The following is a 25,223-nucleotide window of genomic DNA, read 5'->3' as shown; positions in this document are numbered from 1 at the left end:
CGTCGATCAGCAGTCTTTCCCTGAAAATAGGTCAGACGGCGGCGTTTCGCCATGAAGGGTTTGAAAGAGTCCGTCTTCCTGCGTCGTTTCGCCCCCGAAAGCCGCCAGAGCGAGCGCGAGACGGCGCAGACCCAGCGCCCGCACCTGGGCCGCGCGCCAGGCCGGGACGGGACGCCCCTCGTAGCCGATCAGCACCGGCGCGGCGGCCCGCGCAGCGGGCGGCAAGGACGCCAGCGCCGCCCGATCCCGATCCGACAACTGCGCCAGCCGTCCAGCCGCCGCCTCGACCCGTAACCCCGACTGCTCCGTCACGATCTCGAACCGCCCGTCCCAGACGGCGGGCCGCCCCGGCGTCAGGACCAGAGAGGCGGGCGAACGGCGTTTCCACTCGCCCGGCTCGCGCATCGCCTGAACGCAGGCGCCGGACGCCTCGACGCGGGCGCCGCACAGGACGGCGACGAAGTCCTCTCTCCCCGCCAGCCGCACCTGAAGGGCCGCCAGCCGGTCCCCGCGCGGCGGCGTCGCGCCTCCGCCCGCACACAACAGAACAGCGGCGAGCGTCGACGCAGGCAGGTCGCGCGACAGAGGCAGAACGCCTGCCCAAGCCTGACCGCTGCCTTCCCCCCTTCCCCCTCGATGGGGGAAGGGTCGTGGATGGGGGTCAGCACGCGACGTCTGGGAATGAGGCTCAAGAGATGGAACCGTCCGCGTCTCTTGCGCCCGAGCGGAAACCTCAGCGACCCCCCCCCCATCCAACCCTCCCCCATCCGCCAACGGGAGGGCTTGCGTCGCCAAAGCCGCCCGCGCCCGGCCTCGCCCATAGCGCAGGTCGCCGTTGGCCGGGTCCTCCAACCACGACAGCCCGCGCGCGCACAGGTGATCCCGCAGCGTCTCGCGCCGCTCCTCCAGCACCGGGCGCAGCAGCAGCAGCCCGCGCCCTTCCGGCCAGACGGGCGACGGCGACGCCTCGCGCAGGCGGCCCAGAGTGGCGCCGTCCGCCCGCATCCACTCGCCCTCTGCGACGTCATCGGCGGTGTGGCCGGTCAGGATGACGCGCGCGCCGCCCTCCCTCGCCGCTTCGGCCAGCAGGGCGTGACGGGCCGCCCGCGCCCGCGCCGGAACGCCGGGTCCGCCGCGCGCGCCCTGCCACGCCAGCCCCCGCCAGTCGGCGCCCGCGGCGCGCGCGGCTTCGGCGGCGAAACGGGTCCAGTCCGCACTGTCAGGGTTGAGATTGTGGTCGACGGTCAGGGCCAGCAGCCGCCGCCCCCTCGCCTTGGCCCATGCCGCGGCGAGGTCCAGCAGAGCGAGAGAGTCGCCTCCGCCCGACAGGGCCAGGGCGACCGGTTCGGGTCCGGCGTGGTTCAGGCGCGCGTCCAGCCGGGCGAACACCCGGCTGGTCAGATCGCCCATCAGCTGCAGCTGGCGCGCGTCCGCAGCTGGGTCGCGCGGGTCTTCTGCGCCGCCGTGGCCGCCTCGGCGTAGCGGCGGCCGAACTCGGTCAGGGCGCCGCAGGCCTGGGTCGCGCGATCGGTGGCGCGCAGGGCCTCGGCCAGCTTCAGCGTGGTTTCGGGCGCCCACGGCGTGCGCGGCCAGCCGTTCAGGGCGGCGGCGTAGGCCTGAACCGCCGCTGCATTGTCGCGCGCGGCGACGTGCAGATCGCCCAGACGGCTGTTGGCTTCGCGCGCCTGCGGCGTGTTCGGCCAGGTGACGATGACGGTTTCCAGCGCGCGACCGCCACGCACGGCGTCCTCGCCCGCCAGACGCATGGCGGCCTGAAGATCCTGCGCGGCATCGCCCGTGGGCGAGTTGGCGACGATCGGGCCGTTCAGTTCGGCGGCGGCCTCAGCCGCCTTTTCGGCGCGCTCCACACGGCCTTCCAGATCGCGCAGGCGGCGGCTGAGCTGGGAATTATCGCGCGTGGCTTCGTCCAGCTGGAACGTCAGGCGCTCGCTGTCGGCGTTCATGCGCTGGAAGGTCTGCTCCACATCGCCCAGACGACGCTCCAGGATCGACACCTGCCCCTGCAGGGCTACGACCTCGGGGTCCAGCTCGACCAGAACCGGTTCTCCGGCGGCGTTGCGCTGGGTCAGGGCGCGCTCCAGACGGCGGACGTTGCGGTCCAGCTGGTCCAGGCGGCGCTTGTCCCACTGGATCGGCTCCATCGGCTGGACCTGGGCGACGACGGCGCCCCCGATCAACGTCAGGCCGATCGCCGTCAGGACGGCGGGTTTCGTGAGGCGGAATGGCGTCTTCAGCATGGCTCTGTCGTCCCACCGATTTGCGGCGACGGCAAGGCCCCGTGCGCCGACTTCATGCGCTGGCCGCCCGCGAAACGCGAACCGCACCAGCCTCCAAAGCAAAGAGGCGCCGACCGGGGTCGACGCCTCTCGCCAGTTTCACAAACCGTCGCGCGGTTTAGCGCGGGGCGCCCGACACGATGGCGGTGCGGCCGTTACGGTTCTGGGCCCAGGCTGACTCGTTCGAGCCTTCAGCGATCGGGCGTTCCTTGCCGAAGCTGATGGTGTCGATGCGGGCGGCGGCGACGCCGCGGCTGATCAGATAGGAGCGCACGGCCTCGGCGCGGCGGGCGCCCAGGGCCAGGTTGTACTCGCGGGTGCCGCGTTCGTCGGCATTGCCTTCGATGCGGACCGTGACCTGCGGATAGCGGGCCAGCCAGGCGGCCTGGGCGTCCAGACGCGGTTGGGCCTCAGCACGCACCGAATAGGAATCCAGGTCGAAATAGATGCGGTCGCCGACGTTGACGACGAAATCCTGTTCCGAACCCGGTGCGGCGGCGCCGACGTTGCCGCCGTTCACGGGGCCGGTCGGGGCGGTCGGATACTGCGGGCCGGTGACCGGCGGCGGCGCCGTTTCAGTCGGGACGGCCGGCTCGACTTTGGGCTTGGTGCAGGCGGCCAGCGAGGCCACGGCGACGCCGACGGCGGCGAGCCGGATCAGGGTGGAGGTATTCATGGTCAGTCTCCTTCTCATTCGGTTCGAGGCCGACGCCTCTAGCTTGGCTGTATTCGACGGCTGCTACAGCGCCCGGCAGCTTTACGCCAGCGGTGATAACGCACAGTTTATGGCAATGGCTCCGCTAATGAAGCCGATGCCGGAAATCTCCGTTACGCCGGGCAGGAATCCGGTCCCTGGCCGATGCCCAGATTGACCGGCGGCGCATCCAGCAGACCCGACCACGCCGGGTCCGAACCGCGCCCGTCATAGCCCGCCTGAGACACCACCCGGCCCGACAGATCGACGGTCCACAGACGGGTGTCGCCGCCGGGGCTCTGACGCGCGAAGGCGATGTAGCGGCCGTTCGGCGCCCACGAGGGGCCTTCCTCGAAATAGGAGGACGACAGGATGCGCTCGCCCGTGCCGTCGGACTTCATCACGCCGATGTGGAAGCGGCCGCCCTGCTGTTTGGTGAAGGCGATCAGGTCGCCGCGCGGGCTCCAGGCCGGGGCGGTGTAGATGCCGCCGCCGCGGCTGATCGGGCGCTGGCCCGAACCGTCCGCCCGCATGGTGTAGAGGCGCGCCGAACCCGAGCGGTCCGAGGTGAAGACGATCTGCGACCCGTCCGGGCTGAACGAGGGCGAGGTGTCGATGCCCGGATCGGTCGTCAGGCGCGACAGCTGGCGGCTGCGCAGGTTCATCACATAGACGTCGGTATTGCCGTGGCGGATGATGGAGAAGGCCATCTTCGACCCGTCGTTCGAGAAACGCGGCGCCAGCACCTGCCCGTCGAACTCGCCCAGGCTTTCGCGGCGGCCGGTCGACAGATTGTAGAGGTAGATGCGGCTGTAATCCTTGCCCAGCGCCACATAGGTCACTTCGTCGGGGTTCGAGGCCGAGAAGCGCGGCGACATGATCACCTCGTCGCCCTGAGTCAGGAAGACGGGATTGTAGCCGTCCTGATCGACGATGGTCAGGCGCGACAGCTTGTTCAGCTGGCTGCCGCTTTCGGACACGAACAGGACGCGCGAATCGAAGAAGCCCGCCTCGCCCGTCAGGCGCTGATAGACCACGTCCGAAATCTTGTGCGCGATCCGGCGCCACTGCTCGGACGTGGCGGTGAACTGGTAGGAGACCAGCTGGCACTGGCGATAGGGATCATACAGGCGGAAGCCCACGTCGATCCGGCCGTCGGGGCGCTGGGTCACGCCGCCATACAGCAGCGCCTGCGCGCCGATGGAGGTCCACTGCGGAAAGTTCGGCGCATTGGCCAGCGTCAGCCCCGTCTCGACGAAGCTGGCCGGGTTCAGCGGATCGAAGAAGCCCGAACGCTTCAGGTTGCCGCTGATGACGCCCGAGATCTGCGGTCCATTCACGCCGGTGAAGGGCACGACGGCGATCTGCAACGGGCGCAGCACCCCTTCATCGACCACCACGTCCTGCATCGGCGGCGCGGGCGGCGTCAGCGACTGGGCCTGCGCCGATCCCCCCAGCGCCAGAGGCGCGGTCAACGCAAGCGCGGCGGCCGAGGCGAGAAAGCGGTTCAGGCGCATGGGTCATTCCTTCGCAGATCGTTGCACGTTCGGGGTCGATCGCCATCCATAACACCGGCGCGATCGACAATCGCCAGCTTCACAAGGATTTGGGCGACTTTGGGGTGATAGACGGCTCGCGCCCCTAACGGTTCCCGCATTGACGTTTGGTTTCAAAGCGGAAGGGCACTTCCTGCGCCTGGAATCCATCCGGCACGGTGAAGGGCGAGGTCGCCCGCAACGCGCGCTGCATGGCGTCGGACGCCGCCCGCCACGTCGCATCGTTCTGCACGTCCTGAAGACGGGGCGTGCCGATGATCTGGCCGTCTGCGCTCAGGCGCACGGTCACGCGGATCACCAGATCATCCATGCCCGGCATATCGCAGTTGATGATCCAGTTCGGCGTCACCTGTGCCCCCAGGGCCGCCAGCTGCGGGCCGGTGGCGCGCGACGCGGCGCCCGCGCCCTGTTGCCCTGCTGCGGGGCGGCCGGGATTCTGCGTCTGGCGCGGCGGCCCGGCCAGGGCGTCGAGGTCCAGCCCCGGCGCCGGACGCTGCGGGCGCGGCGGCGTCGGCGTCGCGGGCGCCTTCTTCTCGGGCGGCGTGGGTGAAGGACGCGGCGGCGTCGGGGTCGGCGTCGGCGCCTTCTTCTCAGGCGGCGTCGGCGTGGGACGCGGCGGAGGCGTCGGCGTCGGTGTGGGTGTCGGGGCCTTCTTCTCGGGCGGCGTCGGGGTCGGGCGCGGCGGAGGCGGCGTCGGTTCGGGCTCCGGCGGGGTCGGTTCGGGCGGCGTCTCGACCGGCGCCGTCTCGCCGTCGTCGGGCGAAGGCTCTTCCTGCGGATTGTCGGCAGGCGCGGCCGCGATCTCGATGTCCGAGACGATCGACACCGGGACCGAATTCACCAGCGGCTTCAACTCGTCCTTCGACGACCATGAAACGAAGGCGAGCGCCACCACCCCCGCGTGCAGGGCGATGGAGCCGAGGATGGCGGGACTGGGGCGGCGCAAGGTCCGTCAGCCCTCCGTCGGCTCGTCGGCGGCGGTGTCGGTGATCAGGTTCAGCTTGGTGAAGCCCGAGGCCGACAGGCGCGCCATCACGCGCGCCACGGCCTGATAGGGGGCGCGGCCGTCGGCGCGGATGAAGATGGCCTTGTCGCGCGCCTTCTCACCACCCTCTTCGGCCACGCGCAGGGCCAGCTGTTCCCAGCGGACCTCGCCCTCGCCGATGTAGATGGCGCCGTTCTGGTCGATGCTGACCGTGACCGGCTTGTCGGTCGTCTCGACCGCGCTGGCCTCGGTCTTGGGCAGTTCCAGCGGCACCCCGACCGTCAGCAGCGGCGCCGAGATCATGAAGATGATCAGCAGCACCAGCATGACGTCCACCAGGGGCGTGACGTTGATCTCGCTCAGCGGCCGCTTGCGCGCGCGGCGTCGGCCGCGACCGCCGCTCGAGCCTCCTGCACCACCCATGGCCATGGATCAGGCGCCCCGGCGCAGGTTCAGGTCGGCCGACGGCGGAGGCGGCGGCGGCGGCGTCGAGGGCGCGCCCAGACGACGGGCGATGGCCGATTGCAGATCGTCCGCAAAGGCTTCCAGACGCCCGGTGAACTTGCCCGCCGACACGGAGAAGGCGTTAAAGGCGATATAGGCCGGGATGGCCGCCGCCAGACCGATGGCCGTGGCGAACAGGGCCTCGGCGATGGCCGGGGCCACGGTCGTCAGATTGGTGTTGCCCGCCGCCGCAATGCTGTCAAATGCGTTCATGATGCCCCACACCGTGCCGAACAGGCCGATGAAGGGCGAGGCGGTGGCGACCACCGACAGCACGCCCAGACCGTTCTCGATCTTCTGGCTCTCGCGGGCGATGACGGAATCCAGGGCGCGGTCGATGCGGGCGATCAACATCGACCCCTGCGTATCGGTCATGGCGCCGCGCGCGCGCGCCTCACGCCAGTCCTGCAGCGTCAGCACCAGCATGCGCGGCAGGGGATCGACGGGCTGCGGCCCGGCCTGAGCTGCGACTTCTTCCAGCGAGCGTCCGCTCTCGACCTGCTGTTCGAACTCGGTCGCGCGGGCGTTCATGCGCGAGAAGCGCACCGCCTTGTCGATGATGATGGTCCACGACCAGACCGAGGCCGCAGCCAGGCCGATCATCACCGTCTTGACCACCCAGTCGGCGGTCATGAACAGCTCGATGGGATTCAGCAGGGAGGCGTCGACAGGCGGTGTCATGCGTGGTCCTTGGCGAAGGGTCCGGTTATTCCGCCAGTTGCACCGGGCGGACGTGGCGGTTTCATGGCGGCGGGTCTAAACGGCGTCGCACGCCGCGTCATCAGGCGAACAGGTGACAACCTCGTTATTGAAGAAACAAGCGCTCCACCTCTCCCTCCCCTTCATGGGGAGGGTGGCTGAGGCGAAGCTGAAGCCGGGTGGGGGCGGCGAGGCTATTCAGGCGCCGAGGTTAGGATCACCTGGCCCGCCCCACCCGGTCGCTTCGCGACCACCCTCCCCGGGACGGGGAGGGAGAATTTTCGCCTATTCTTCTCCCGACAGCCAGGGCGTGACCAGTTCGACCAGCCGCTTTGTCGGGCGGCGCGGGCGTCCGTCCAGATGGATGCACACCGCCACGACATCAGCCCGGCACAGGACATCGCCGTCCCGCTCGACCGTCTGGCGGATGATCAGGCGCGGCCCTTTGATCGTCTCATAGCGGGTGCGCACCACCAGGGCGTCGTCGATGCGGGCGGGCTTCAGATATTTGAGCGCCAGATCGGCCACGACGAAGGCCATCGGCTCGTCCTGCTCCAGCAGATCGGCGTGCCCGACGCCCGCCAGCCGCAGGAAGTCCGAACGCCCCCGCTCGAAATAGCGGACATAGTTGGCGTGGTAGACGAGGCCGGTGAAGTCCGTGTCCTCGTAATAGACCCGCACGGGCAACAGGTGATCGCGGCCGTCGAAACGGCCTGAACTGGGTTGGTCGGTCATGGTCAGCTCTTGCCGGAGGCGGCGGCGGGCGCAGGGGCGTCGAAGCCCGGACAATAGCGCGATTTCAGCGTCGTGAACTCGCCGGTCAGCGGATCGTGGCTCATCAGGATGCGGTTGGGGCGCGAGACGAAGGCGACGGCCCCCTTCTGCCCCTTCAGACCGGCATAGCCGCAGGCGGCGCGACCGCGACCGGCCTCAAGGTGACGCACCTCGGCCTGCGGGCCCATCTGCTCGCGGACCTGCTTCAGCACCCGCTCGGCGGGCGTCGTCTGACCCGGCCCGAAGCGCGCGCCCTGCGTCAGGGCGTAGAGGCTGAAACCGCCCAGCATCACGACCGCCGCGCCGAGCGCGACGATCATCCGGTCCGTCCTGCGGGAATGGGCCAAAACCGCCTCCTTCTGGAAGGTTCGAGGATGACCGGCTTCGCCGCCGAGGTGAAGGCTCTAACCGAGAAAGAATCGCACCTCTCCCTCCCCGTCCCGGGGAGGGTGGCTGAGCCTGCAGGGCGAAGCCGGGTGGGGGCGGCAGGGCTATTCAGGCGCTGAGGGCCAATCACCAAGCCCTCCCCACCCGGTCTTCGCTTTGCTTCGACCACCCTCCCCGGGACGGGGAGGGAGAAGCAGCATCCTATTTGCCGAACAGGTCCGGCGCGACGGCGGGCGGCGCCTGTGGCGTCTCCAGCCCCAGATGCTCATAGGCTCGGGCGCAGGCCATGCGGCCGCGCGGCGTGCGCTGGATGAAGCCCTGTTGCAGCAGATAGGGCTCGATCACGTCCTCGACCGCGTCGCGCGCCTCGGCGATGGCGGCGGCCAGCGTATCCATGCCGACCGGCCCGCCGCCGTAATTCTCGATCAGGGCCTTGAGGAAGCGGCGGTCCAGACTGTCCAGCCCGGCCTCGTCCACCTCCAGCCGCGCCAGCGCCCGCGCAGCGGCCAGCCGGTCGATGGGGCCGCCCTCAGCGTCCGCGAAGTCCCGCACCCGCCGCAGCAGGCGCCCGGCGATACGCGGCGTGCCGCGCGCCCGGCGGGCGATCTCCATCGCCCCGTCCTCGGTGATGGCCGCGCCCATCTTGCGCGCCGCGCCCCGGATCACGGATGTCAGCTCTTCGGGCGTATAGAACTCCAGCCGCAACGGAATGCCGAAGCGGTCCCTCAGCGGCGTGGCCAGCAGGCCCGCCCGCGTCGTCGCCCCGACCAGAGTGAAGGGCGCCAAGTCGATGCGCACGCTGCGCGCCGACGGCCCCTCGCCGATGATCAGGTCCAGCACATGATCCTCCATCGCCGGATAGAGGATTTCCTCCACCAGCGGGGCCATGCGGTGGATCTCATCGATGAACAGGACATCGCGCGGTTCGAGGTTGGTCAGGATGGCCGCCAGATCGCCCGCCTTGGCCAGAATGGGGCCGGAGGTGGCGCGAAAGCCCACGCCCAGTTCGCGCGCCACGATCTGCGCCAGCGTCGTCTTGCCCAGACCCGGAGGGCCGAACAGCAGGACGTGGTCCAGCGCCTCGGACCGCGCGCGCGCGGCGTCGATGAAGACCTTCAGATTGCCCTTGGCCGCCGACTGGCCCACGAACTCGGACAGGGTCTGGGGCCGCAGGGCGCGGTCGTGCTGCTCGCCGGGCGCCGGGGCGGGCGAGATGATGCGGTCGTCGGTCATGCGGCGGCCCTCATCATCCCAGTTCCTGCAGGGCCGTGCGGATGACCAGCGGCAGTTCGGCGTCCTCGCCCAGCTTCGTCAGGGCGTGATCGACGGCGCGGCGGGCGTTGACCTCGGCGATGCCCAGACCCAGCAGGGCGGCGACCGCCTCGCCCGTCACGCTGGCCGGGGGCGCGATGACGGCGGCCTCCGCGTGGACGCCCGGCGCGCTGGGTGCGAAGACGCCGTCGCTCAGGCTCTTGCCCTTCAGTTCAGTGACGATGCGCAGCGCCAGCTTCGGCCCCACGCCGTTGGCGCGGCCGACCGCCGCCTTGTCCTCGCGCGCGACGGCGGCGGCCAGTTCGGCGGGCGGCAGGATATCCAGCACCCCCAACGCCGCCTTCGGCCCCACGCCCTGAATGGTCTGGAGCAGGGTGAAGACCTTGCGCTCATCGCGGGTCAGGAAGCCGTAGAGGCGCGGCCCCTGATCCTGGCTCCACTGGCTATGGATAAACAGGGTCGTCTCGTCGCCCGGCGCCGGCAGGCGACCCAGCGTCCGCGCCCCGCAGGCAGCGACATAGCCCACCCCGCCGCAGTCGATCAGGCACTCCGCCTCGCCGACCTCGGCCAGAACCCCCCGCAGACGACCGATCATGCCGCCCCTCTTACTGCTATTGTCTTGAACCGCCGATGATGGGCGTGGGTGACCGCCACAGCCAGCGCATCGGCGGCGTCGGCCTTCACATCGCCCGAGGCAGGCAGCAGCCGCTTCACCATGAAGGCGATCTGGCTCTTGTCCGCCTGCCCTGCGCCCACCACCGCCTTCTTGATCAGGGTCGGGGCGTATTCGGCGACGCTGAGACCCGCCCGCGCCGGGGCCAGCATGACCGCGGCCCGCGCATGACCCAGCTTCAACGTCGAGGCCGGATTGACGTTGACGAAAACCTCTTCGATCGCCGCCTCGTCGCAACCATAGGCGGCGCAGACCTCGCCCACCTGCTCCAGCAGATGCAGCAGCCGCTCGGAGAAAGGCGCCTTCTCATCGGGCGCGACGACGCCGTGCGCGATCCAGCGCAGGCGGCTGCCCTCGCTTTCGATGACGCCCCAGCCGGTGCGGCGCAGGCCGGGGTCCAGCCCCAGGATCCGAGTCGTTTCGTTCGCCATCCGTTCCTATTGCCCCAAAGAGGGTTAGCGAACAATGACCGGGCGCTCAGCCATCCACTCAATCACCGGCTCAATCGTCTCTGGGCATGACGGAATAGCCCGCCAGACCCGCCTGTTGGGACAGGATGCGGGACAGGGCGTCGACCTTCAGCGGCATGGGGCCGCGCGCCTTGACGTGCTGTTCGTGGATCTGGCCGTCGGGGCTGACCACATGGCCGATGCGGGTCGGCTTCAAGCCGTTGTCGGCCAGAAGGGCGCGCAGGACGGCTTCCTGCGGCGCCGCACCGCGCGTCCAGCGCAGGGTGACGTCCAGCACCCCGACGTGCGGCAGGCGCGCGTCCAGAACGCGCAGAATGGCCAGCACAAGCAGGGTCGCCCCCGCCGCGATCAGGGCCAGCTTCCACAGGCCGACGCCGAACATCACCCCGATGGCTGATGTCGTCCACAGCGACGCCGCCGTGGTCAGGCCGTGGACGGAAAACCGCTCGCGGAAGATCACCCCGGCGCACAGGAAGCCGATGCCGGTCAGTATGCCGTGCGCCATCCGCGTCGGGTCGATCACCAACCGCTGATCCGGCAGGGCGACGAAGGCCCAGCTGGCCTGATGCATGGCCGCCAGCATCAGCACGCACGAGGTCATGCAGACCAGGATATGGGTGCGGAACCCGGCCGGGTGGCCGTGATAGGTGCGCTCGATCCCGATCAGACCGCCCGCCAGCATGGCCGAGGCCACCGGCGCCATCAGGCTGAGATCACCCGCGCCCCAGTGCGTCACGCCCCAATCGATCGCCATCGCCGCCTCACCCCGTCATCATCCCGCCAGGGTGGACCCCGGCAGGGCGGCGGGCAAGGCTCAGCCGACGGCGCGCCTCACCCCTCAGCCGTGTTTCTCGACATAGGCTTCGGGGTCCTTGTTCACCGGCTTCACCCCCGTGATGTGGCGCGCCTGAAAGGCGGCGAAGCGAACGCCCAGGTCGTGCCGCGTCTTCATATCGGCGTTGAGGCGGAAGTCGGTCAGGCCCTGACGCTCTTCCTCGCCCATATGTTTGGAGTTGACGACATTGGCCTCGCCCACGGCCTTGAACCAGGCCTTGCTGCCGACCTTGTGTCTGGCCACGGCCTTGACCGCATCGCGCAGCTTGTTGTGGTCCTCGATGGCGTCTTCGGTCTCGCCCTCGACGGTGCCGTCCTCGGCGTCGTTGGCGCCTTCGCCCAGCTTCAGAAGCTCGGGATAGAAATGCTGTTCCTCGGCCTCGGCATGGGCGTCTAGAAAGGCCGAGAGCCGCCCCCAGATCGCTTCAAGCGCCTCGACGTCCTTCCCGTCGATCTGCTCGATCAGGGCAAACAGACGGCGTTGCTCGGCGTGGTCGTCGAGGATGAGCTGGGTGATGTCCATGAAAGCGCGCTCCCTTGCAGTAAGGCTTGAGCTGCTTACAAGTCTCCGGTCATGGTTCCGGTTCCTGATGCCCCGGCTCCGCGCTGCACGGCGAAGCCGGGATCAGGTCATGGGGTGAATCAGCCCGCGTATTTGGCCGCGTCTTCGTCGGAAATATTCTCGTTGGAATAGACCTGCTGCACGTCGTCCTCGGCGTCCAGCGCGTCCAGCAGCTTGAACAGGGTGCCGACGGCATCGCCCGACAGATCGATTTCCGACTGCGGCTTCCAGACGATGGCGGTCGACTTGGGGTCGCCCAGCACCTTGGACATGGCCTCGGCCACCTCGTTCAGGTCCTCGAAGGCGGTCCAGATGGTGTGGCCCGGCGCGTCCTCATAGATGTCCGGCTTGACCAGATCGCTCTCGACGTCCTGTGCGCCCGCCTCGATGGCGGCCTCCATGACGGCGTCTTCCGTGCCCGCTTCGGCCGGATAGTCGATCTTGCCGACGCGATCCCACATGAAGGTGACCGAGCCCGATTCGCCCAAGGCGCCGCCGTTCTTGGCGAAGGCCGAGCGCACGCCCGAGGCGGCGCGGTTGCGGTTGTCGGTCAGGACTTCGACGATGATCTGGACGCCGCCGGGGCCGCGGCCCTCATAGCGGATTTCCTCCATCGCATCGACTTCGCCGCCCGAGGCCTTCTTGATGGCGCGCTCGATGTTTTCCTTCGGCATCGATTCGGCCTTGGCGTTGTTCACCGCCAGACGCAGCCGGGGGTTCATCGCCGGGTCGGGCATGCCCGATTTGGCCGCCACGGTGATTTCCCGCGACAGGCGTGAAAACAGCTTGGAGCGCACGGCATCGGCGCGCCCCTTGCGGTGCATGATGTTCTTAAATTTGGAATGGCCGGCCATGGAGTCGCTCGCCCGAAATCGAATATGCTGAGGTGCGCCCTTTACTGGATGGCGCCTCCTCTGTCACGAGAGGGGAACCGCCCGAACGCGCCGGGGATTATGCGCAGGCAAGAATTGGAGACGCCTATGGCCGCCGCCGACGACACCTATCTGGACGACGCCTATGACGAGGGCATCGATCACGCCAATGCCGGCGAGATCGTCCAGTGGTACGCAAAGCGCCCGGTGACGGTGTCTACCGCCGCTGCGACCAGCTCGCTTGTCGGCGCCTTCGCCCTTGGGGTGCTGTCCACCATCGGCGCCTTGGCCGTCATGCGTCTGTACGACCGCGACTAAGCCTTATTGTCCGCCCTGAGCCATCAGGGCCTCGACCTCGGCGCGGTCGCCCAGCGACGGCTGCGCCCCCGGCCGGGTCGCCGCCAGCGCCCCGGCCGCACAGGCGAAACGCAAGGCCGCATCCGGCGCCATGCCCTCCAGCAGCGCCAGCGTGATCGCCCCGACGAAGGCGTCGCCCGCCCCCACCGCGTCCACGGCCTCGATACGCGGCGGCGTCGCCCACGCCATTTCAACGCCGCGCCGATACATGGCCGCGCCGCGCGCGCCCTTGGTCACGACCACCAGTCCGCCGCCGACGTGCAGGGCGTCGCCGTAGAAGGCGGCCTCCGTCTCATTGACCACCAGCAGGTCAGCGCGGCGCAGCAGGGCCTCCGACACCGGCGCGGCGGGCGCCAGATTGACGCAGACGAAGTCCGTCGCCCGGCCCACCGCCGCCTCCACCGTCTCGATCGGCAGCTCCAGCTGGGCGATCAGCGGCGTCTCGATCCGGGCGGGCAACTGTTCCGGCGTGACGAAGTGGTTGGCCCCGGCGGCCACGGTGATCTGGTTCTCGCCCGTCGGATCGACAGTGATCAGAGCCACGCCGGTCGGGGCGGCGAGGTCCGTCTCCACCCCCGACAGGTCGACGCCGTGCGCCAGCATCAGGGCCACCGCCGCGCCCGACATCTCGTCGTCGCCGACCCGGCCGATCAGCGAGACTTCGGCGCCCAGCCTGCGCGCGGCCAGCGCCTGATTGGCGCCCTTGCCGCCGGGATGGCGCGACAGGATCGCCCCCGTCACCGTCTCGCCCGGCGCAGGCAGGGACGGCGCCGCCGCCACAATATCCAGATTGATCGAGCCGACGACGGTGATCCTCATGCGCCTTCTCCCTCTTCTTTGGCTCCCAGCATCTCGGTAATCAGTGCGAAGATCCCGGCCGCGTCGGCCTTCGTCGCCCAGAAATGGTTCGCCCCGGCCGCCTCGACGCGGAACTCGACCGCCGTGTGGCCTCGGGTCAGGTCGCTGTCCGTCTCCACCGCGATGCGGCAAGGCGCCAGCGCGAACAGCTCCGGCTTCAGTAGCCAGGCCACAGTGCAGGGGTCGTGCAGCGGCCCCGCATCCCAGCCGACCACCTGCCGCTCCACCCGCTGGGAGAACCGCAGCATGGCCGCCGCCGTGCGGGCCGAGGCCGTGGACAGGGCCTCGATCGCTGCGATCCTACCTTCCGTCGCCCGCACCTGATGAGTGGCGTCCAGCCCCATGACGATCATGCGGCAGCCCGAAGCGAAGACCTCGGCCGCCGCGTCCGGGTCGGCCCAGATGTTGAACTCGGCCGAGGCGGTGATGTTGCCGCCTTCCGAGCGCGCCCCGCCCATGACCACGACCGGCCCCACATGGGCCGCCAGCGCCGGTTCGGCCCGCATGGCCAGCGCCAGATTGGTCATCGGCCCCATGACGGCCAGCGCCACCGCCCCCGCAGGCCGCGCCATCACCAGCCGCACAAGCGCCTCGGCCGCCGTTCCCTCGGCCACAGGCGCGTCAGGCTCGAACGGCGTCAGGTCGCCCAGCCCCTCGGCCCCGTGGAACTCGCCCGCCCCGGCCGGGTCGCGGCGCAGGGGGCGGTCGGCGCCCGCGAACACCGGCACGTCCTCGCGCCCGGCGATCTGGCGCAGGATGCGGGCGTTACGCGCGGTCTTTTCGGCGCTGACGTTGCCCCCGACCGTGGTCACGGCCAGCAGGTCGAGGTCAGCAGAGGCGAAGGCGGTCAGCAGCCCCGTGGCGTCATCCACGCCGGGGTCGCAATCAATGATCAGGCTCTGTTTCACCGATCCGGTGTGCCGGTTGGCAGGCCGTGAATCAATGCCCGGCGCGCCTTGCCTCCTTCCGCCGCGCGCCCATATGCTTCGTCACACACGCTGTTCCAGAAAGCCCCGCCGCCATGACCGACGCCGCCCCGCTCAAGCCGCTGAAGATCGACTTCGTCTCCGACGTCATGTGCCCCTGGTGCGCCGTGGGGCTGGGCGGGCTGGAGCAGGCGCTGGAGCGTCTGGAGGGCGAAGGGATCGCCGCCGACATCGCCTTCCAGCCGTTCGAGCTGAACCCCGACATCGCCCCCGAGGGCGAGAACATGGGCGAGCACCTGGCCCGCAAATACGGCTCCACCCCCGAACAGTCGGCCGCCAACCGCGCCGCCATCACCGCCCGCGCCGCCGAGGTCGGGGTCGAGATGAACTTCCGCGACGACAGCCGCATGTGGAACACCTTCGACGCCCACCGCCTGCTGCACTGGGCCGGTCTGACCGCGCCGGACAAGCAGGCGGCGCTGAAGCACGCCCTGTTCGGCGCCCACTTCACGCAGGGCCGCAACGTCTCGGACGCGGGCGTCCTGACCGAGGCGGCCGAGGCCGCCGGGCTGGACCGCGCCGAGGCCGCCGAGGTGCTGGCGTCCGGCCGCTATATGCAGGAGGTCCGCAACAGTCAGGCCCTGTGGCGCGCGCGGGGCATCACCTCCGTTCCCGCCGTGGTGGTGGAGGACAAATATCTGATCTCCGGCGGCCAGCCGACGGAAGTCTTCGTCAACGCCCTGCGCGAGATCGCGGGCAAGGCTTAGTTTCCTTCTCCCTCAAGGGGAGAAGGATCGGGAAAAACAGAGTCCAATTCGTCTGAATCGTCTGAAATCACCGCCTCGCCTTCCGGCGCGAGGCGGGCGCTGAGGGCGACGATGCGTGCTTCGACGGCGCGACGGCCCGCGTGGTCGTCGGGGGCCAGACGGGCGACGGCGGCGACCGCCTTCATGTCGGCTTCCAGCGTATCGAGCGGGTCGGGCCGGGGCGCAGGCGGCGGGTTTTCCGGCTCGGCGGCGGCCAGCAGGGCCGGATCGCTCAGCGCGCGCCAGGTGCGCAGCCACGACGCCGCCTCGGCCGCCCGGCCCCGCCGCACCGCCCGGTTCAGCCGCATCAGGGCCTGAGCCGCCATCGCCGCCAGATCGGGGGCCTCCGCCGCCGCATCCTCGACCGGATCGTCGTCGTCGTGCCAGGGATCGGGCCAAGCGCTTGAGTCCTCCGCGTCACAGCGGCGCCAGCCCTCGCGCGCGGCGCGGGACCGCAGCGTCCCCAGCTTCAGCCCATAGCGGTCGCAGACGGCCTCGGCCGTATCCCCGGCGAGATAGTCACGCCGCGCCGCCGCCCAGACCGCGTCCGGGTGCACGCGATAGCCGTCCCGCGGCGCCGGGTCTTCGTAGTAGTGGCTGCGCCCGGCGTCAGCTGCCTCGGCCCGCTCGGCGGTCGAGGGCCGCACATGGTCGGGAATGTAGGTGGCAGCGCCGTACTCGTCCTGCTCCCACCGGCCGGAGGCGATGATGCGCGGCGCCTCCTCATGCCAGTCCTTTTCCGGCCAATCCTTCTCCCGCCCGCCCGAAGCCTGATCGTCCATCGCGCCGCCTCCTGCCTGAAAGGCGGAGGATGGCGGACGGGTGCGTCAGGATCGGACGGGTGATCGCGGAGGAACAGGCTTGTCAGAGGGCTTGAAGGGTCCTTGACGGAGAAATCGCCATAGTCTTGACACCCACTGTAGCGCTTCCCATTTCAGGACTGGTCCGAAGCGAGTTCCTGCCGAGGCCCCTTGTCACCTTCGATTGCGTCGCTTGTCGCGTGCGAGAGCACTGTGGCGGGAGGCGCGAACGTCGTCACGGATACCTCGTCGCCCCGCGCGTCAGGTTCCGGGTCGATCTGCAACCCAGCGAGCCCCTAAGGTGCTATCTGAGCCTTAGGGGGGAGTGCAATGGGCGGTCGACGGCTACCGAATTCACTGAGTGAGTCTTCACTTAAGGCTGTCTGGAATGACAGTCGGGACAGTCGCGTCTCTAGAGCGGGCGCACCTGGCGTTGATGGTGTCTCGGCCTCAGATTTTTCTAGGCGATTGGCACCAAATCTCCATCAAACAAGAGAGGCTCTGCGAAAGGGGCACTTCTCGTTCAGCCCTCTCCGAGTTTGCACTGTCCCCAAGAAGAACGGGGCAAAGAGGATCATTGCGGTCCCCACGATTCGTGATCGTCTCGTTCAGCGAGCGATCTGCCTTCACCTTGAGAATGACAAACGCTTCCCCAAAACGCCTTCAGTTGCCTATGGGTTCGTAAAAGGTCGATCGCTTGCGGACGCGCATCGCAAGGCTCTAGAATATAGAAGATTATCGCCTTGGGTGCTTCAAACGGACATTGTCAGCTTTTTCGATCAGATTGATCGGGCCGATGTTCTGAAAGCAATAAAAAGAAGCGTAAGATCTAAAATAATCGCTGATCTTATTGTCAAAACGGCCAACACTGAACTCGACTACTCTGATCCTCTGACGAGCATTTTGACGAAAACCGCTGGAATCAAAAAAGGTCGAGGGCTCCGGCAGGGTATGCCCTTATCTCCGGTGCTCTCAAATGTGGTTATGAGGGATGTTGACCAAGGCATTGATAGGGCAAAACTCAAAGCCATAAGGTATGCAGATGACATCGCTGTTTTCTGCGATTCTCAGGAAGAGTGCGAAGCTGCGTTGGAACTGATCAAAGGCTTGCTCAAACCTTTGGGCTTGAAAATTCCGCCTCTCGATAACTCAGGAAAAACGACAATCACTCCAGCACGGAAGGCGTGCGAGGTGCTCGGAGTTGAGCTTCGCTTCGTCGGAGAGCGTTATGAGATGTATGCGCCTCGAACTCGACTGAGCGCCATAGAAGCAAATTTCGACGAAATCGCTACCGCTGAATATTGCATTGAGAACAAGCTAAATCTGGCCCGCATGCTTGCGCATTTTGATGCGGTAGCGCGAGGTCACAAACATTCTGTCGAAGGTCTAGGTAATGCTGACGATTTTCGAGCGCGGGTCGATGCTCTGCATCGAAAAGCAGTCGCCAACCTGCTCAAATCACTGGTGGGAGAAAAGGCATTTGCCGAACTCACCGATCAAAAATTGGCAGTCCTAGGCGTAAACGCTTTTCCTTGAACTGCTGAGCACTGGCTTCCGGGTCGATGGGGGACTTCATTGTCAGCGCCCCTACGCGAGCATCGGACGCGAGGTTAGCTTGAAGCCGCCTCGCGTCCATAGTCCTACTTTCGGCGTGACCGGGGCGCTGGCTACACCTTCACCTCAATCTCCCCGCCCCCGGCCCTGAACTTGGCGCTCATCTCGGCCATGCCCGCCTCGGCGTCCGTCAGGCTGGCGCCCGCGTCGTTCTGGGCCTTGGCGGCGTCGCGAATGTCCTGGCTGATCTTCATGCTGCAGAACTTGGGGCCGCACATGGAGCAGAAGTGGGCGGTCTTGTGCGCCTCCTTCGGCAGGGTCTCGTCGTGGAATTTGCGGGCGGTCTCGGGGTCCAGGGAGAGGTTGAACTGGTCCTCCCAGCGGAACTCGAAGCGGGCTCTGGAGAGGGCGTCGTCGTGGGCGCGGGCGCCGGGGTGGCCCTTGGCCAGGTCGGCGGCGTGGGCGGCGATCTTGTAGGTGATGACGCCGTCCTTGACGTCCTGACGGTCGGGCAGGCCCAGGTGCTCCTTGGGCGTGACGTAGCAGAGCATGGCCGTACCGAACCAGCCGATCATGGCTGCGCCGATGGCTGATGTGATGTGGTCATAGCCGGGGGCGATGTCGGTGGTCAGGGGCCCGAGCGTATAGAAGGGCGCCTCGTGGCAGTGCTTGAGCTGCTCGTCCATGTTGGCCTTGATCTTGTGCATCGGCACGTGGCCGGGGCCTTCGATCATGACCTGACAGCCCTTGGCCCAGGCGATCTTGGTCAGTTCGCCGAGGGTGCGCAGCTCGGCGAACTGGGCCTCGTCATTGGCGTCGGCGATGGAGCCGGGGCGCAGGCCGTCGCCCAGCGAGAAGGAGACATCATAGGCGCGCATGATGTCGCAGATGTCCTCGAAATGCTCGTAGAGGAAGCTCTCCTTGTGGTGGGACAGGCACCACTTGGCCATGATGGAGCCGCCGCGCGAGACGATGCCGGTCACGCGCTTGGCCGTCAGCGGCACGAAGGGCAGGCGCACGCCCGCGTGGATGGTGAAATAGTCCACGCCCTGTTCGGCCTGTTCGATCAGGGTGTCGCGGAAGACTTCCCACGTCAGGTCCTCGGCTATGCCGTTCACCTTCTCCAGCGCCTGATAGATGGGCACGGTGCCGATGGGGACGGACGAGTTCCTGATGATCCAGTCGCGGATGTTGTGGATGTTGCGACCCGTCGACAGGTCCATGACGTTGTCGGCGCCCCAGCGGGTGGCCCAGACCAGCTTGTCGACCTCGTCATCGACGCTGGACAGGACGGCCGAGTTGCCGATGTTGGCGTTGATCTTCACCAGGAAGTTGCGGCCGATAATCATCGGCTCGACTTCGGGGTGGTTGATGTTGTGCGGGATGATGGCGCGGCCGCGGGCGATCTCCTGACGCACGAACTCGGGGGTGACGAAGTCGGGGATGGCGGCGCCGAAGTCTTCGCCGTCGCGGATGCAGGGGGCGGTCTGTTCGCGGCGCAAGTTCTCGCGGATGGCGACGTATTCCATCTCGGGCGTGATGATCCCGGCCCTGGCGTATTCGTACTGGGTGACGGGGCGGCCCTCGACGCCCTTGAACACGCGGTGGTTGGAGACGTCGAAGCGGGGGGCGAGGTGGCGGCCAGCGGCGTGGCCGTTGTCCTCGGGCTTGACCTCGCGCGGGTTCAGGACGGGGGCGATGTCGCCGCGATCCAGCTGCCACGACGACTTCACGCGCGGCAGGCCCTTCTTGATGTCGATGGTCACAGACGGGTCGGTGTAGGGGCCGGACGAGTCATACATCGTCACCGGCGGCTCGTTGGCCGAAGGGTGGACGGCGACCTCGCGGAAGGGGACGCGGATGTCGGGGAAGAGCTCGCCCGCGACATAGACCTTCTGGCTGCCCGTGCGGGGGCCGGTAGGGATCGTGCCGTGCTCTGCGGCGACTTCCTTGCGGGCGTCGGCCAGGGCGACGTCGACCTGCGGCTCGTGCGGCTGTTCGTTGGGAACGTGGATATTCATTTGGCGGCCTCCTGCGAGAAGAGGGACCGCCGGCGCGGTTTGAGAGCCTTCGGGCGCCGGACTTCGGGCGTCGAAAGCGGTGAACTCGTCCCTTCGCCGGCATGACCCGGATCAGGTTCGACGGGTCAGAGGAGAAACCTCAATCTCAGCCGCTCGATTGCGACCCCCCGGAGAACGCCGCGACCCTAGCGGCTTTCCCCTGCGGGTCAAGCGGGCGGCGCGCCAGGGTCAGCGCCCGATTAAGCCTGCCGCGCTTTCGAGGATCCGCCCCTCGCTCTGCGTGGAGAAAGTTCCCAGGGACATGTGACCAGCCCCTCGCCCAAACAGCGGGCGTCGCCCTTTTTCCCGACAGATCCCTCGCATCCTTCGCGGCCGAGCTGTCCGGCATCACATCAGCTTGAACCGGGCGTTCGCGTCTTCAAGCGTCCTCAGTCGCCTAACCGGCCCCGCGACGCCGACACGCCTGCGCCGTTGTCACATCCGCGAACCCCGGCGGATTAACGCGCGCAGACTACGGAAACGTCTAATAATCTTCTAATCTTCAGCGGAAAGAAATTTTTCCAGACACCCGTGCGGCCACGCCGCGCGTGTCATACCCCATTCTTCCGTGCATATATTAGTTCCTCTCGTTTCATTTTCTTCAGTTGCAATCTCTGCATCATTGGCAACATCTATCAATGATAGGTCAATCGCTCTTTTTGTTTTGAAATTTATCTTTTGCAAAAGATCATACGAAGGAAGGAATTCGATTTCCGATCTTGAAGCAAAGATGTTCTTCATTCCAATTGACATTGATATGGAGTTTGCCGACCATACGCGGTCTATTGTATAATAAAGATTGCTCCCCTTCCCAAGAAGAGACTTCTGAACTACTGCATAATGGTAACCATTATCGCCGAATTGAAAAATTCTTACGATAGCCCAATTATCAGAAATAGCTCTGCATTCATCAGAATCATTTCTTGATGAAGAAAATCTGAATACACAGAATTCGATTCTATTTCCTCCGCCCTCTGAAAAATACCATAGTGCAGATTTTGGATCAAAATCCATAACACGACAGTTTTCAGTTGATCCTGCTGATGTTTCCGGCCAGTGCGGAACAGCTATGCCATCAGAAGCGCTATGCAAGGGCTTTTCACTGTAATAGCACCCCGAATTCTGGACCCCGAACAGGATTGAAAAAGCAATCAATTGAATGAACCGGACTGCTCGCTGTGTCGAAAGCAGTCTGATGGCCTTGAATGAAATCACGAATCCCTCCGGTCCCGACCAAAGAGATGCTGGGAATAAAGCGTTCAGCCTGAAGCAGGCGCTGCCGCTGTCCCGGCATCCCGATGCCTGAAGCATCGGGATGCCGGTCCGCACAGTCACCAAACAAAGTCCGTCAGACGATGAAGCAGGACAGGAATGCGCCTTCGCCGTCCGGCGTCACCGGCCGTCGCCGATCACGGAAAACACCGCCCAGTGGCGGGGATGCGCCAACCCGGGGGAGGACTCGTCCGCCAGCAGGGCCAGCGCAGCCTGCTGGAGCGCTTTCGCCTGACCGAAAGGCGCGCCGACCGTCGCTATGGTCAGGCGGCCGGCGACATCGTCGCGAAGCGGAGCATGAGAAAGCAGTATCCCTCTGGCTCCGCTGGCGAAAAACGCCCGCGCCAGACCCGCATAGGCATCGCCCGTCCCGTCCAGACTGACGGTGTTGCAGGCCGAGAGCACGACCCAATCTGTCTGGAACAGGAAATTGCGCGCTATGTCCGAAGCGGTCAGCAGCGCGCCTTCGATATCCGTTTGCGAGGCTTCGGGATAAAGAAGCAGGCCATGCTCCCCAGCGCCTGTCTCTCCGGGCGCGAGCCCATGCGTGGCGAAAGCCACCACCCGGCGATTGACCGGCCCCATAGCCAGCAATGCTGATCGCGTAGCGGACGCCCCCGTCAGCAGCGTCGCGGGGCCGCCCACGGCCTTCGCCATCGCTCTCAGTTCCTCTTCCGCCCCGGGCAGGTCAGGCATCAGCCCCCCGTTGGGCGCCCCTATGCCCAGGAACCCCGCAGAGACAGGATTGCGACGATCCCTCAGCTTTACGATCAGCCCCGGCTCCGGAATCATCGCAATCGCATGGCGTTTGAGCCACCACGCCGTGCGCCTCAGGTCGGCCGGGTCGCTGTCATTCCCCGCAGGAGGCTCCGTCACCAGGGCGCCGAGCGGAAAGGAAAGCAGCGGCCCGTGGGTGGAGATGATCAGACGCGCCTTGTCCGAAATGAGTTCCTGGTCCGGCCCGAAAAGCGCTTTCCAGACCTCATGGGCGCGTGACCGGTCCAGATCGGCGAACCTGGCTTCCAGCCCGCGATATCCCGAAGTCTCTCCGCCCCGGAAGCGGCCCCCGCCTGCCTGCCCTGCATCGTCGCACTGAAGTATGCGTGAAGCGTCAATCGCAATGCGCAAGGCCTGTATATCGTGACAAATCTGCTGTGCATCAAGCTCCACCCGCCGCCAGCTTGAACGGGCGGAAGTCAGGGTCAATATATGCACGGCCGCATCTGTGATGACCGCTGTAATGACTGCTTCGTCATCTTCCAGAACACCCGACAGTCGAGCAGATGTGATGGCGGTGCTGATGTCCAGGGTCGAGAATCTCTCGGATGTCAGCGACAGTCGGGCTGCGGCCGCGGCGTATTCAGCTTCAGCGGCGCTTCGCGATCGATAGGCTTTTTCCCGGCTGTCGATACTCGCCCGATCATCGCCCAGCAGTCGCGCCCACAGGTCGTCCGCCGCCCTGAGTTCCTGACGCGCCGCTTCGAGACGCTGCACCGCCTGCGTGCTCTCGCCTGGCTGCACGGCCTGGTCCAGTGACGCCGTTAAGCTCAGGGCAAGCGCGCTTTCGCTGGCCAGACGCCTCTGCACGACGGAGAACGCCGTCTCCGCAAGGGCTTCGGCCTGGTCCGGATCCGACTGCCGAAGCCGCCACAGGGCTTCCAGTTCAAGTTCGGCCACGGCCGCCCGCAATTCAGCCCATGTCAGCGCGCCTGCCTGGTTGACGGACACCAGAGGCCTCTGAGTCGCCAGCCATGCCGGCAAGAGGTCCGAAGCCTCACGCAACAGATCAAGCGCCGCCGCGGGCTGATCGTCCTGGATCAACAACCTGGCCGTCGCAGCAAGCGGAAACGCCAGATCCGGGTCGACCGGCAGATAGCGCAGACGCGCCTCCTCGAGGGCGGCCGTCTGCACGGTCAGAGCCTCTTCACGCCGGCCCAGCCCGATCAGCGCAGCCGCCTGGGCCGCACGCGCATTGCGCAGATCCGCAGTCGGCCCCAGCAGGGTCAGGCCCTGTGATGATGCGGCAAGCGCTTCCTCCCAACGTGATTGCCGGGCCAACGCGGCTGATAATCTGACGTATATCGTCCCCAGGCCGGAGGATGCGACATCCTCTTCGCCAGAAGCCCGGGCGAGTGCGTCGCGCAACTCGGCTTCGGCCTCGGCGGCGCGACCCGCCTGCACCAGGGCGTTGGCACGGTTGCCGAGAATGCGCAGGGTCACGGCGTTCAGGGGGCCGGCGCGCCCTGCATAGATGGCATGCGCGCGCCCGAAGGCCTGCGCGGCGGCTTCATCCGCCCCCCGCGACTTCAGGACCAGCGCCAGATTGTTCAGCGCCTGCCCTACGATCGGATGGTCCGGGCCCTGCTTCTCTTCCGCCAGGCTGATGGAGCGGGCATAGGCCTGTTCAGCCTCCAGATGCCGCCCCAGACGGGTAAGAACGACGCCGTTCATGAAGTCCATTGTCCCTGCGGAACAGAAAGGCGCGTCAACAGAACGGCATTCTTCAGCGACGATACTCAGATATTTCTCGGCATCTTCCGGCCTGTCGGCCGAAATCGCCACATTGATCAGGTTCTGGTAAGCCGTCAGCCGCAGACTGGAGCCAAGCGGCGTATTGACGCGCATCATCTCAACGACTTCGAGCATGACAGGCCAGGCGTCCTCCGCCTGACCACGCATGAAGAGAACGCCGCCAAGACCGCCCAGGGACGACAGGACTTCTGTCGGCGTGGCTGTCTCAATGGCCCGACGTTCAGCCAGGCTCTGCGCATAGAGGCGCTCGGCGTCATCCAGCCGTCCCGTCGCATGGGCCTCCATCGCCAACAGATTGATGAGGCCGGCGTGAAGACGCCGACGGGCGTCGTCCGCCCTCCAATCCACATCACGCGAAAGCGCGCTTCTGGCCGAAACACCCACCTGGGCGTAATGGCCGCTCGCCATATGCATACGGCCGCAGAATTCCTCTGCCTGCGCCAGTTCATAAGGCGCCTTCAGGATGTCCAGCGCCTGCTGTGCGGATTGCAGCGCCTCGGCGTGGCGCCCCAGATCGGATTCGATCTCCGCCACCCTCATCCAGAGCCGCCCGCGCGCCTCGTCGTCCGCCGTCCCGCCCGCCCGGGCCAGAAGGTCGGCGCGCTCCGCCTCGCGCGGATCTGCGGCTGTCGCACCCGCCAGGTCCGCCTGCGCCACGACCTGCATGCCCGTCCGTGCGCCGGTCTGGTCTGCAGATTCAGCCGCACAGACCTCTGTCGCTCCGGCCGCCAATGCCATGAACGCGATCATGAGCAGACCGTGAGCAGGAGCCCGTACGGCTCGAACGGAGGACGAAATCCTGACTTTCAAGCCTTTCAATTGACCAGTATCTCCACGGTGGAAGCTTGGTCGCCGCTCGAGCGGACAGCGATCACGGTCTCGCCGGCCGACGCCGGCTTCCATCGACACAGCGCCTTGCCGTCGCGGCCTCCAAGATTGCAGACACGCCGTCCTTCAGGGTCGTCCACGGTCACGATAATGGGGGTTTCCGGCGTCGAACGGACATAGAGATAGGCGTTTTCATCGACCCGGAACCGGGCCGACGAACGCCATGTTTCGCCCGCCGCAACACGGTAGGCTCCTCTTGACGGGCCCCCTTCCCGGCCACGGACGGGCGGCCCCGGATCCGACAGAAGACGGCCCGCCAGATGACCGGGAGGGAGGTCGCGCGCCAGTCTCTCCCTGCGGTCTGCGACATCCAGAACTGCAGGCGCTCCGTTCAGGTAAAAGGTCCGGCGTTCAGCCTGCTCCAGCGCATTGACGGCAAGGGCCTCCAGCACAGGATCATGAGCATGTTGCGCTGCCACGGCCAGACTGTCGGCCACCGCCACCCATTCCGGGCCTGACAGGTCGAAATCCGGAGCGATCCGTTTCGCGCCCGGCTCACACGACACAGCAACAAGCGCCGCGAGAACTGAAACAAGATCCAACGCCATTTCCATCGCATTCCAGGGGCTAATCACGCTTGTGGCTTTTCAG

The 25,223-nt window shown here is 66.8% G+C and carries 25 protein-coding genes and 1 riboswitch; of the genes, 3 read left to right on the top strand and 22 right to left on the bottom strand.

What is annotated here, in order from left to right:
* Positions 1–6 precede the first annotated feature (6 nt).
* The 15 genes from tilS to ACORJG_RS01730 all read right to left on the bottom strand — a co-directional run bounded on the left by tilS (position 7) and on the right by ACORJG_RS01730 (position 12,561).
* On the bottom strand, positions 7–1,410 hold the full coding sequence (gene tilS, locus ACORJG_RS01800) for a tRNA lysidine(34) synthetase TilS (RefSeq protein ID WP_427791111.1): 1,404 nt from the start codon (positions 1,408–1,410) through the stop codon (positions 7–9).
* A complete protein-coding gene (locus tag ACORJG_RS01795) occupies positions 1,410–2,258 on the bottom strand; it encodes a tol-pal system protein (RefSeq protein ID WP_427791109.1) in 849 nt (282 codons plus the stop codon). The genes tilS and ACORJG_RS01795 overlap by 1 nt, the downstream gene beginning before the upstream one ends.
* Positions 2,259–2,415: 157 nt before the next feature.
* A complete protein-coding gene (pal, locus tag ACORJG_RS01790) occupies positions 2,416–2,973 on the bottom strand; it encodes a peptidoglycan-associated lipoprotein Pal (protein ID WP_427791108.1) in 558 nt (185 codons plus the stop codon).
* Between the two features lie 152 nt (positions 2,974–3,125).
* On the bottom strand, positions 3,126–4,508 hold the full coding sequence (tolB, locus tag ACORJG_RS01785) for a Tol-Pal system beta propeller repeat protein TolB (protein ID WP_427791106.1): 1,383 nt from the start codon (positions 4,506–4,508) through the stop codon (positions 3,126–3,128).
* Positions 4,509–4,632: 124 nt separating this feature from the next.
* The gene (locus ACORJG_RS01780) at positions 4,633–5,493 is read right to left on the bottom strand and encodes a hypothetical protein (protein ID WP_427791105.1); all 861 of its coding nucleotides are present in this window, start codon (positions 5,491–5,493) and stop codon (positions 4,633–4,635) included.
* 6 nt (positions 5,494–5,499) lie between these two features.
* Complete coding sequence (locus tag ACORJG_RS01775; RefSeq protein WP_427791104.1) at positions 5,500–5,961, bottom strand: ExbD/TolR family protein; 462 nt, start codon at positions 5,959–5,961, stop codon at positions 5,500–5,502.
* A gap of 3 nt (positions 5,962–5,964) precedes the next feature.
* Positions 5,965–6,717, bottom strand: a complete 753-nt coding sequence (tolQ, locus tag ACORJG_RS01770) for a protein TolQ (protein ID WP_427791102.1) — start codon at positions 6,715–6,717, stop codon at positions 5,965–5,967.
* A 303-nt stretch (positions 6,718–7,020) separates the two neighbouring features.
* Positions 7,021–7,470, bottom strand: a complete 450-nt coding sequence (gene ybgC / locus ACORJG_RS01765; RefSeq protein ID WP_346532970.1) for a tol-pal system-associated acyl-CoA thioesterase — start codon at positions 7,468–7,470, stop codon at positions 7,021–7,023.
* Between the two features lie 2 nt (positions 7,471–7,472).
* Positions 7,473–7,829: a hypothetical protein gene (locus ACORJG_RS01760; protein ID WP_427791100.1), complete on the bottom strand. Its 357-nt coding sequence runs from the start codon at positions 7,827–7,829 to the stop codon at positions 7,473–7,475.
* Positions 7,830–8,097: 268 nt separating this feature from the next.
* Positions 8,098–9,129, bottom strand: a complete 1,032-nt coding sequence (gene ruvB / locus ACORJG_RS01755) for a Holliday junction branch migration DNA helicase RuvB (protein ID WP_427791098.1) — start codon at positions 9,127–9,129, stop codon at positions 8,098–8,100.
* 13 nt (positions 9,130–9,142) lie between these two features.
* The gene (gene ruvA / locus ACORJG_RS01750) at positions 9,143–9,763 is read right to left on the bottom strand and encodes a Holliday junction branch migration protein RuvA (protein WP_427791097.1); all 621 of its coding nucleotides are present in this window, start codon (positions 9,761–9,763) and stop codon (positions 9,143–9,145) included.
* Positions 9,760–10,272, bottom strand: a complete 513-nt coding sequence (ruvC, locus tag ACORJG_RS01745) for a crossover junction endodeoxyribonuclease RuvC (RefSeq protein WP_427791096.1) — start codon at positions 10,270–10,272, stop codon at positions 9,760–9,762. Before ruvC ends, ruvA begins: the two co-directional genes overlap by 4 nt.
* A gap of 70 nt (positions 10,273–10,342) precedes the next feature.
* On the bottom strand, positions 10,343–11,065 hold the full coding sequence (locus ACORJG_RS01740) for an MgtC/SapB family protein (protein ID WP_427791095.1): 723 nt from the start codon (positions 11,063–11,065) through the stop codon (positions 10,343–10,345).
* A gap of 84 nt (positions 11,066–11,149) precedes the next feature.
* The gene (locus ACORJG_RS01735) at positions 11,150–11,668 is read right to left on the bottom strand and encodes a hemerythrin domain-containing protein (RefSeq protein ID WP_427791093.1); all 519 of its coding nucleotides are present in this window, start codon (positions 11,666–11,668) and stop codon (positions 11,150–11,152) included.
* A 119-nt stretch (positions 11,669–11,787) separates the two neighbouring features.
* Entirely contained in the window at positions 11,788–12,561 is a 774-nt protein-coding gene (locus ACORJG_RS01730) for a YebC/PmpR family DNA-binding transcriptional regulator (RefSeq protein WP_427791092.1), read from the bottom strand.
* A 126-nt stretch (positions 12,562–12,687) separates the two neighbouring features.
* Between ACORJG_RS01730 and ACORJG_RS01725 the strand changes: the two genes are divergently transcribed.
* Positions 12,688–12,897, top strand: a complete 210-nt coding sequence (locus ACORJG_RS01725) for a hypothetical protein (RefSeq protein WP_427791090.1) — start codon at positions 12,688–12,690, stop codon at positions 12,895–12,897.
* Positions 12,898–12,900: 3 nt separating this feature from the next.
* Here ACORJG_RS01725 and ACORJG_RS01720 read toward each other — a convergent pair whose 3' ends face one another.
* Both ACORJG_RS01720 and ACORJG_RS01715 read right to left on the bottom strand, forming a co-directional pair.
* A complete protein-coding gene (locus ACORJG_RS01720; protein WP_427791089.1) occupies positions 12,901–13,755 on the bottom strand; it encodes a ribokinase in 855 nt (284 codons plus the stop codon).
* Positions 13,752–14,702 (bottom strand): nucleoside hydrolase, encoded by a 951-nt coding sequence (locus ACORJG_RS01715; protein ID WP_427791088.1) that lies wholly within the window; start codon positions 14,700–14,702, stop codon positions 13,752–13,754. The genes ACORJG_RS01720 and ACORJG_RS01715 overlap by 4 nt, the downstream gene beginning before the upstream one ends.
* 113 nt (positions 14,703–14,815) lie before the next feature.
* Here ACORJG_RS01715 and ACORJG_RS01710 point away from each other — a divergent pair, with 113 nt between their 5' ends.
* Complete coding sequence (locus ACORJG_RS01710) at positions 14,816–15,487, top strand: DsbA family oxidoreductase (protein WP_427791087.1); 672 nt, start codon at positions 14,816–14,818, stop codon at positions 15,485–15,487.
* Here ACORJG_RS01710 and ACORJG_RS01705 read toward each other — a convergent pair.
* Positions 15,484–16,308 carry a hypothetical protein gene (locus tag ACORJG_RS01705; RefSeq protein ID WP_427791086.1) on the bottom strand — a complete coding sequence of 275 codons (825 nt, stop codon included), beginning with the start codon at positions 16,306–16,308 and terminating at the stop codon, positions 15,484–15,486. The genes ACORJG_RS01710 and ACORJG_RS01705 overlap by 4 nt on opposite strands.
* 348 nt (positions 16,309–16,656) lie before the next feature.
* Here ACORJG_RS01705 and ACORJG_RS01700 point away from each other — a divergent pair, with 348 nt between their 5' ends.
* Positions 16,657–17,862 carry a reverse transcriptase domain-containing protein gene (locus ACORJG_RS01700; RefSeq protein ID WP_427791084.1) on the top strand — a complete coding sequence of 402 codons (1,206 nt, stop codon included), beginning with the start codon at positions 16,657–16,659 and terminating at the stop codon, positions 17,860–17,862.
* Between the two features lie 131 nt (positions 17,863–17,993).
* On the opposite strand, the gene thiC is transcribed toward ACORJG_RS01700, so the two are convergent.
* From thiC to ACORJG_RS01680, 4 genes are all read right to left on the bottom strand, one after another.
* Positions 17,994–19,901 carry a phosphomethylpyrimidine synthase ThiC gene (thiC, locus tag ACORJG_RS01695; RefSeq protein WP_427791083.1) on the bottom strand — a complete coding sequence of 636 codons (1,908 nt, stop codon included), beginning with the start codon at positions 19,899–19,901 and terminating at the stop codon, positions 17,994–17,996.
* A 70-nt stretch (positions 19,902–19,971) separates the two neighbouring features.
* A riboswitch (TPP riboswitch) is annotated at positions 19,972–20,081 on the bottom strand.
* A 354-nt stretch (positions 20,082–20,435) separates the two neighbouring features.
* Positions 20,436–21,155, bottom strand: coding sequence for a hypothetical protein (locus tag ACORJG_RS01690; RefSeq protein WP_427791081.1), 720 nt, complete (start codon positions 21,153–21,155; stop codon positions 20,436–20,438).
* A 177-nt stretch (positions 21,156–21,332) separates the two neighbouring features.
* Positions 21,333–24,647: a CHAT domain-containing protein gene (locus tag ACORJG_RS01685; RefSeq protein WP_427791079.1), complete on the bottom strand. Its 3,315-nt coding sequence runs from the start codon at positions 24,645–24,647 to the stop codon at positions 21,333–21,335.
* Positions 24,560–25,180 carry a hypothetical protein gene (locus ACORJG_RS01680; protein ID WP_427791077.1) on the bottom strand — a complete coding sequence of 207 codons (621 nt, stop codon included), beginning with the start codon at positions 25,178–25,180 and terminating at the stop codon, positions 24,560–24,562. Before ACORJG_RS01680 ends, ACORJG_RS01685 begins: the two co-directional genes overlap by 88 nt.
* Between the last annotated feature and the right edge of the window lie 43 nt (positions 25,181–25,223).

The organism is Brevundimonas diminuta (assembly GCF_050310045.1).
Classification (GTDB): domain Bacteria; phylum Pseudomonadota; class Alphaproteobacteria; order Caulobacterales; family Caulobacteraceae; genus Brevundimonas; species Brevundimonas diminuta_F.
The sequence above is the reverse complement of the archived record's forward strand: the minus strand, read 5'-3'. Positions and strand labels throughout refer to the sequence as shown.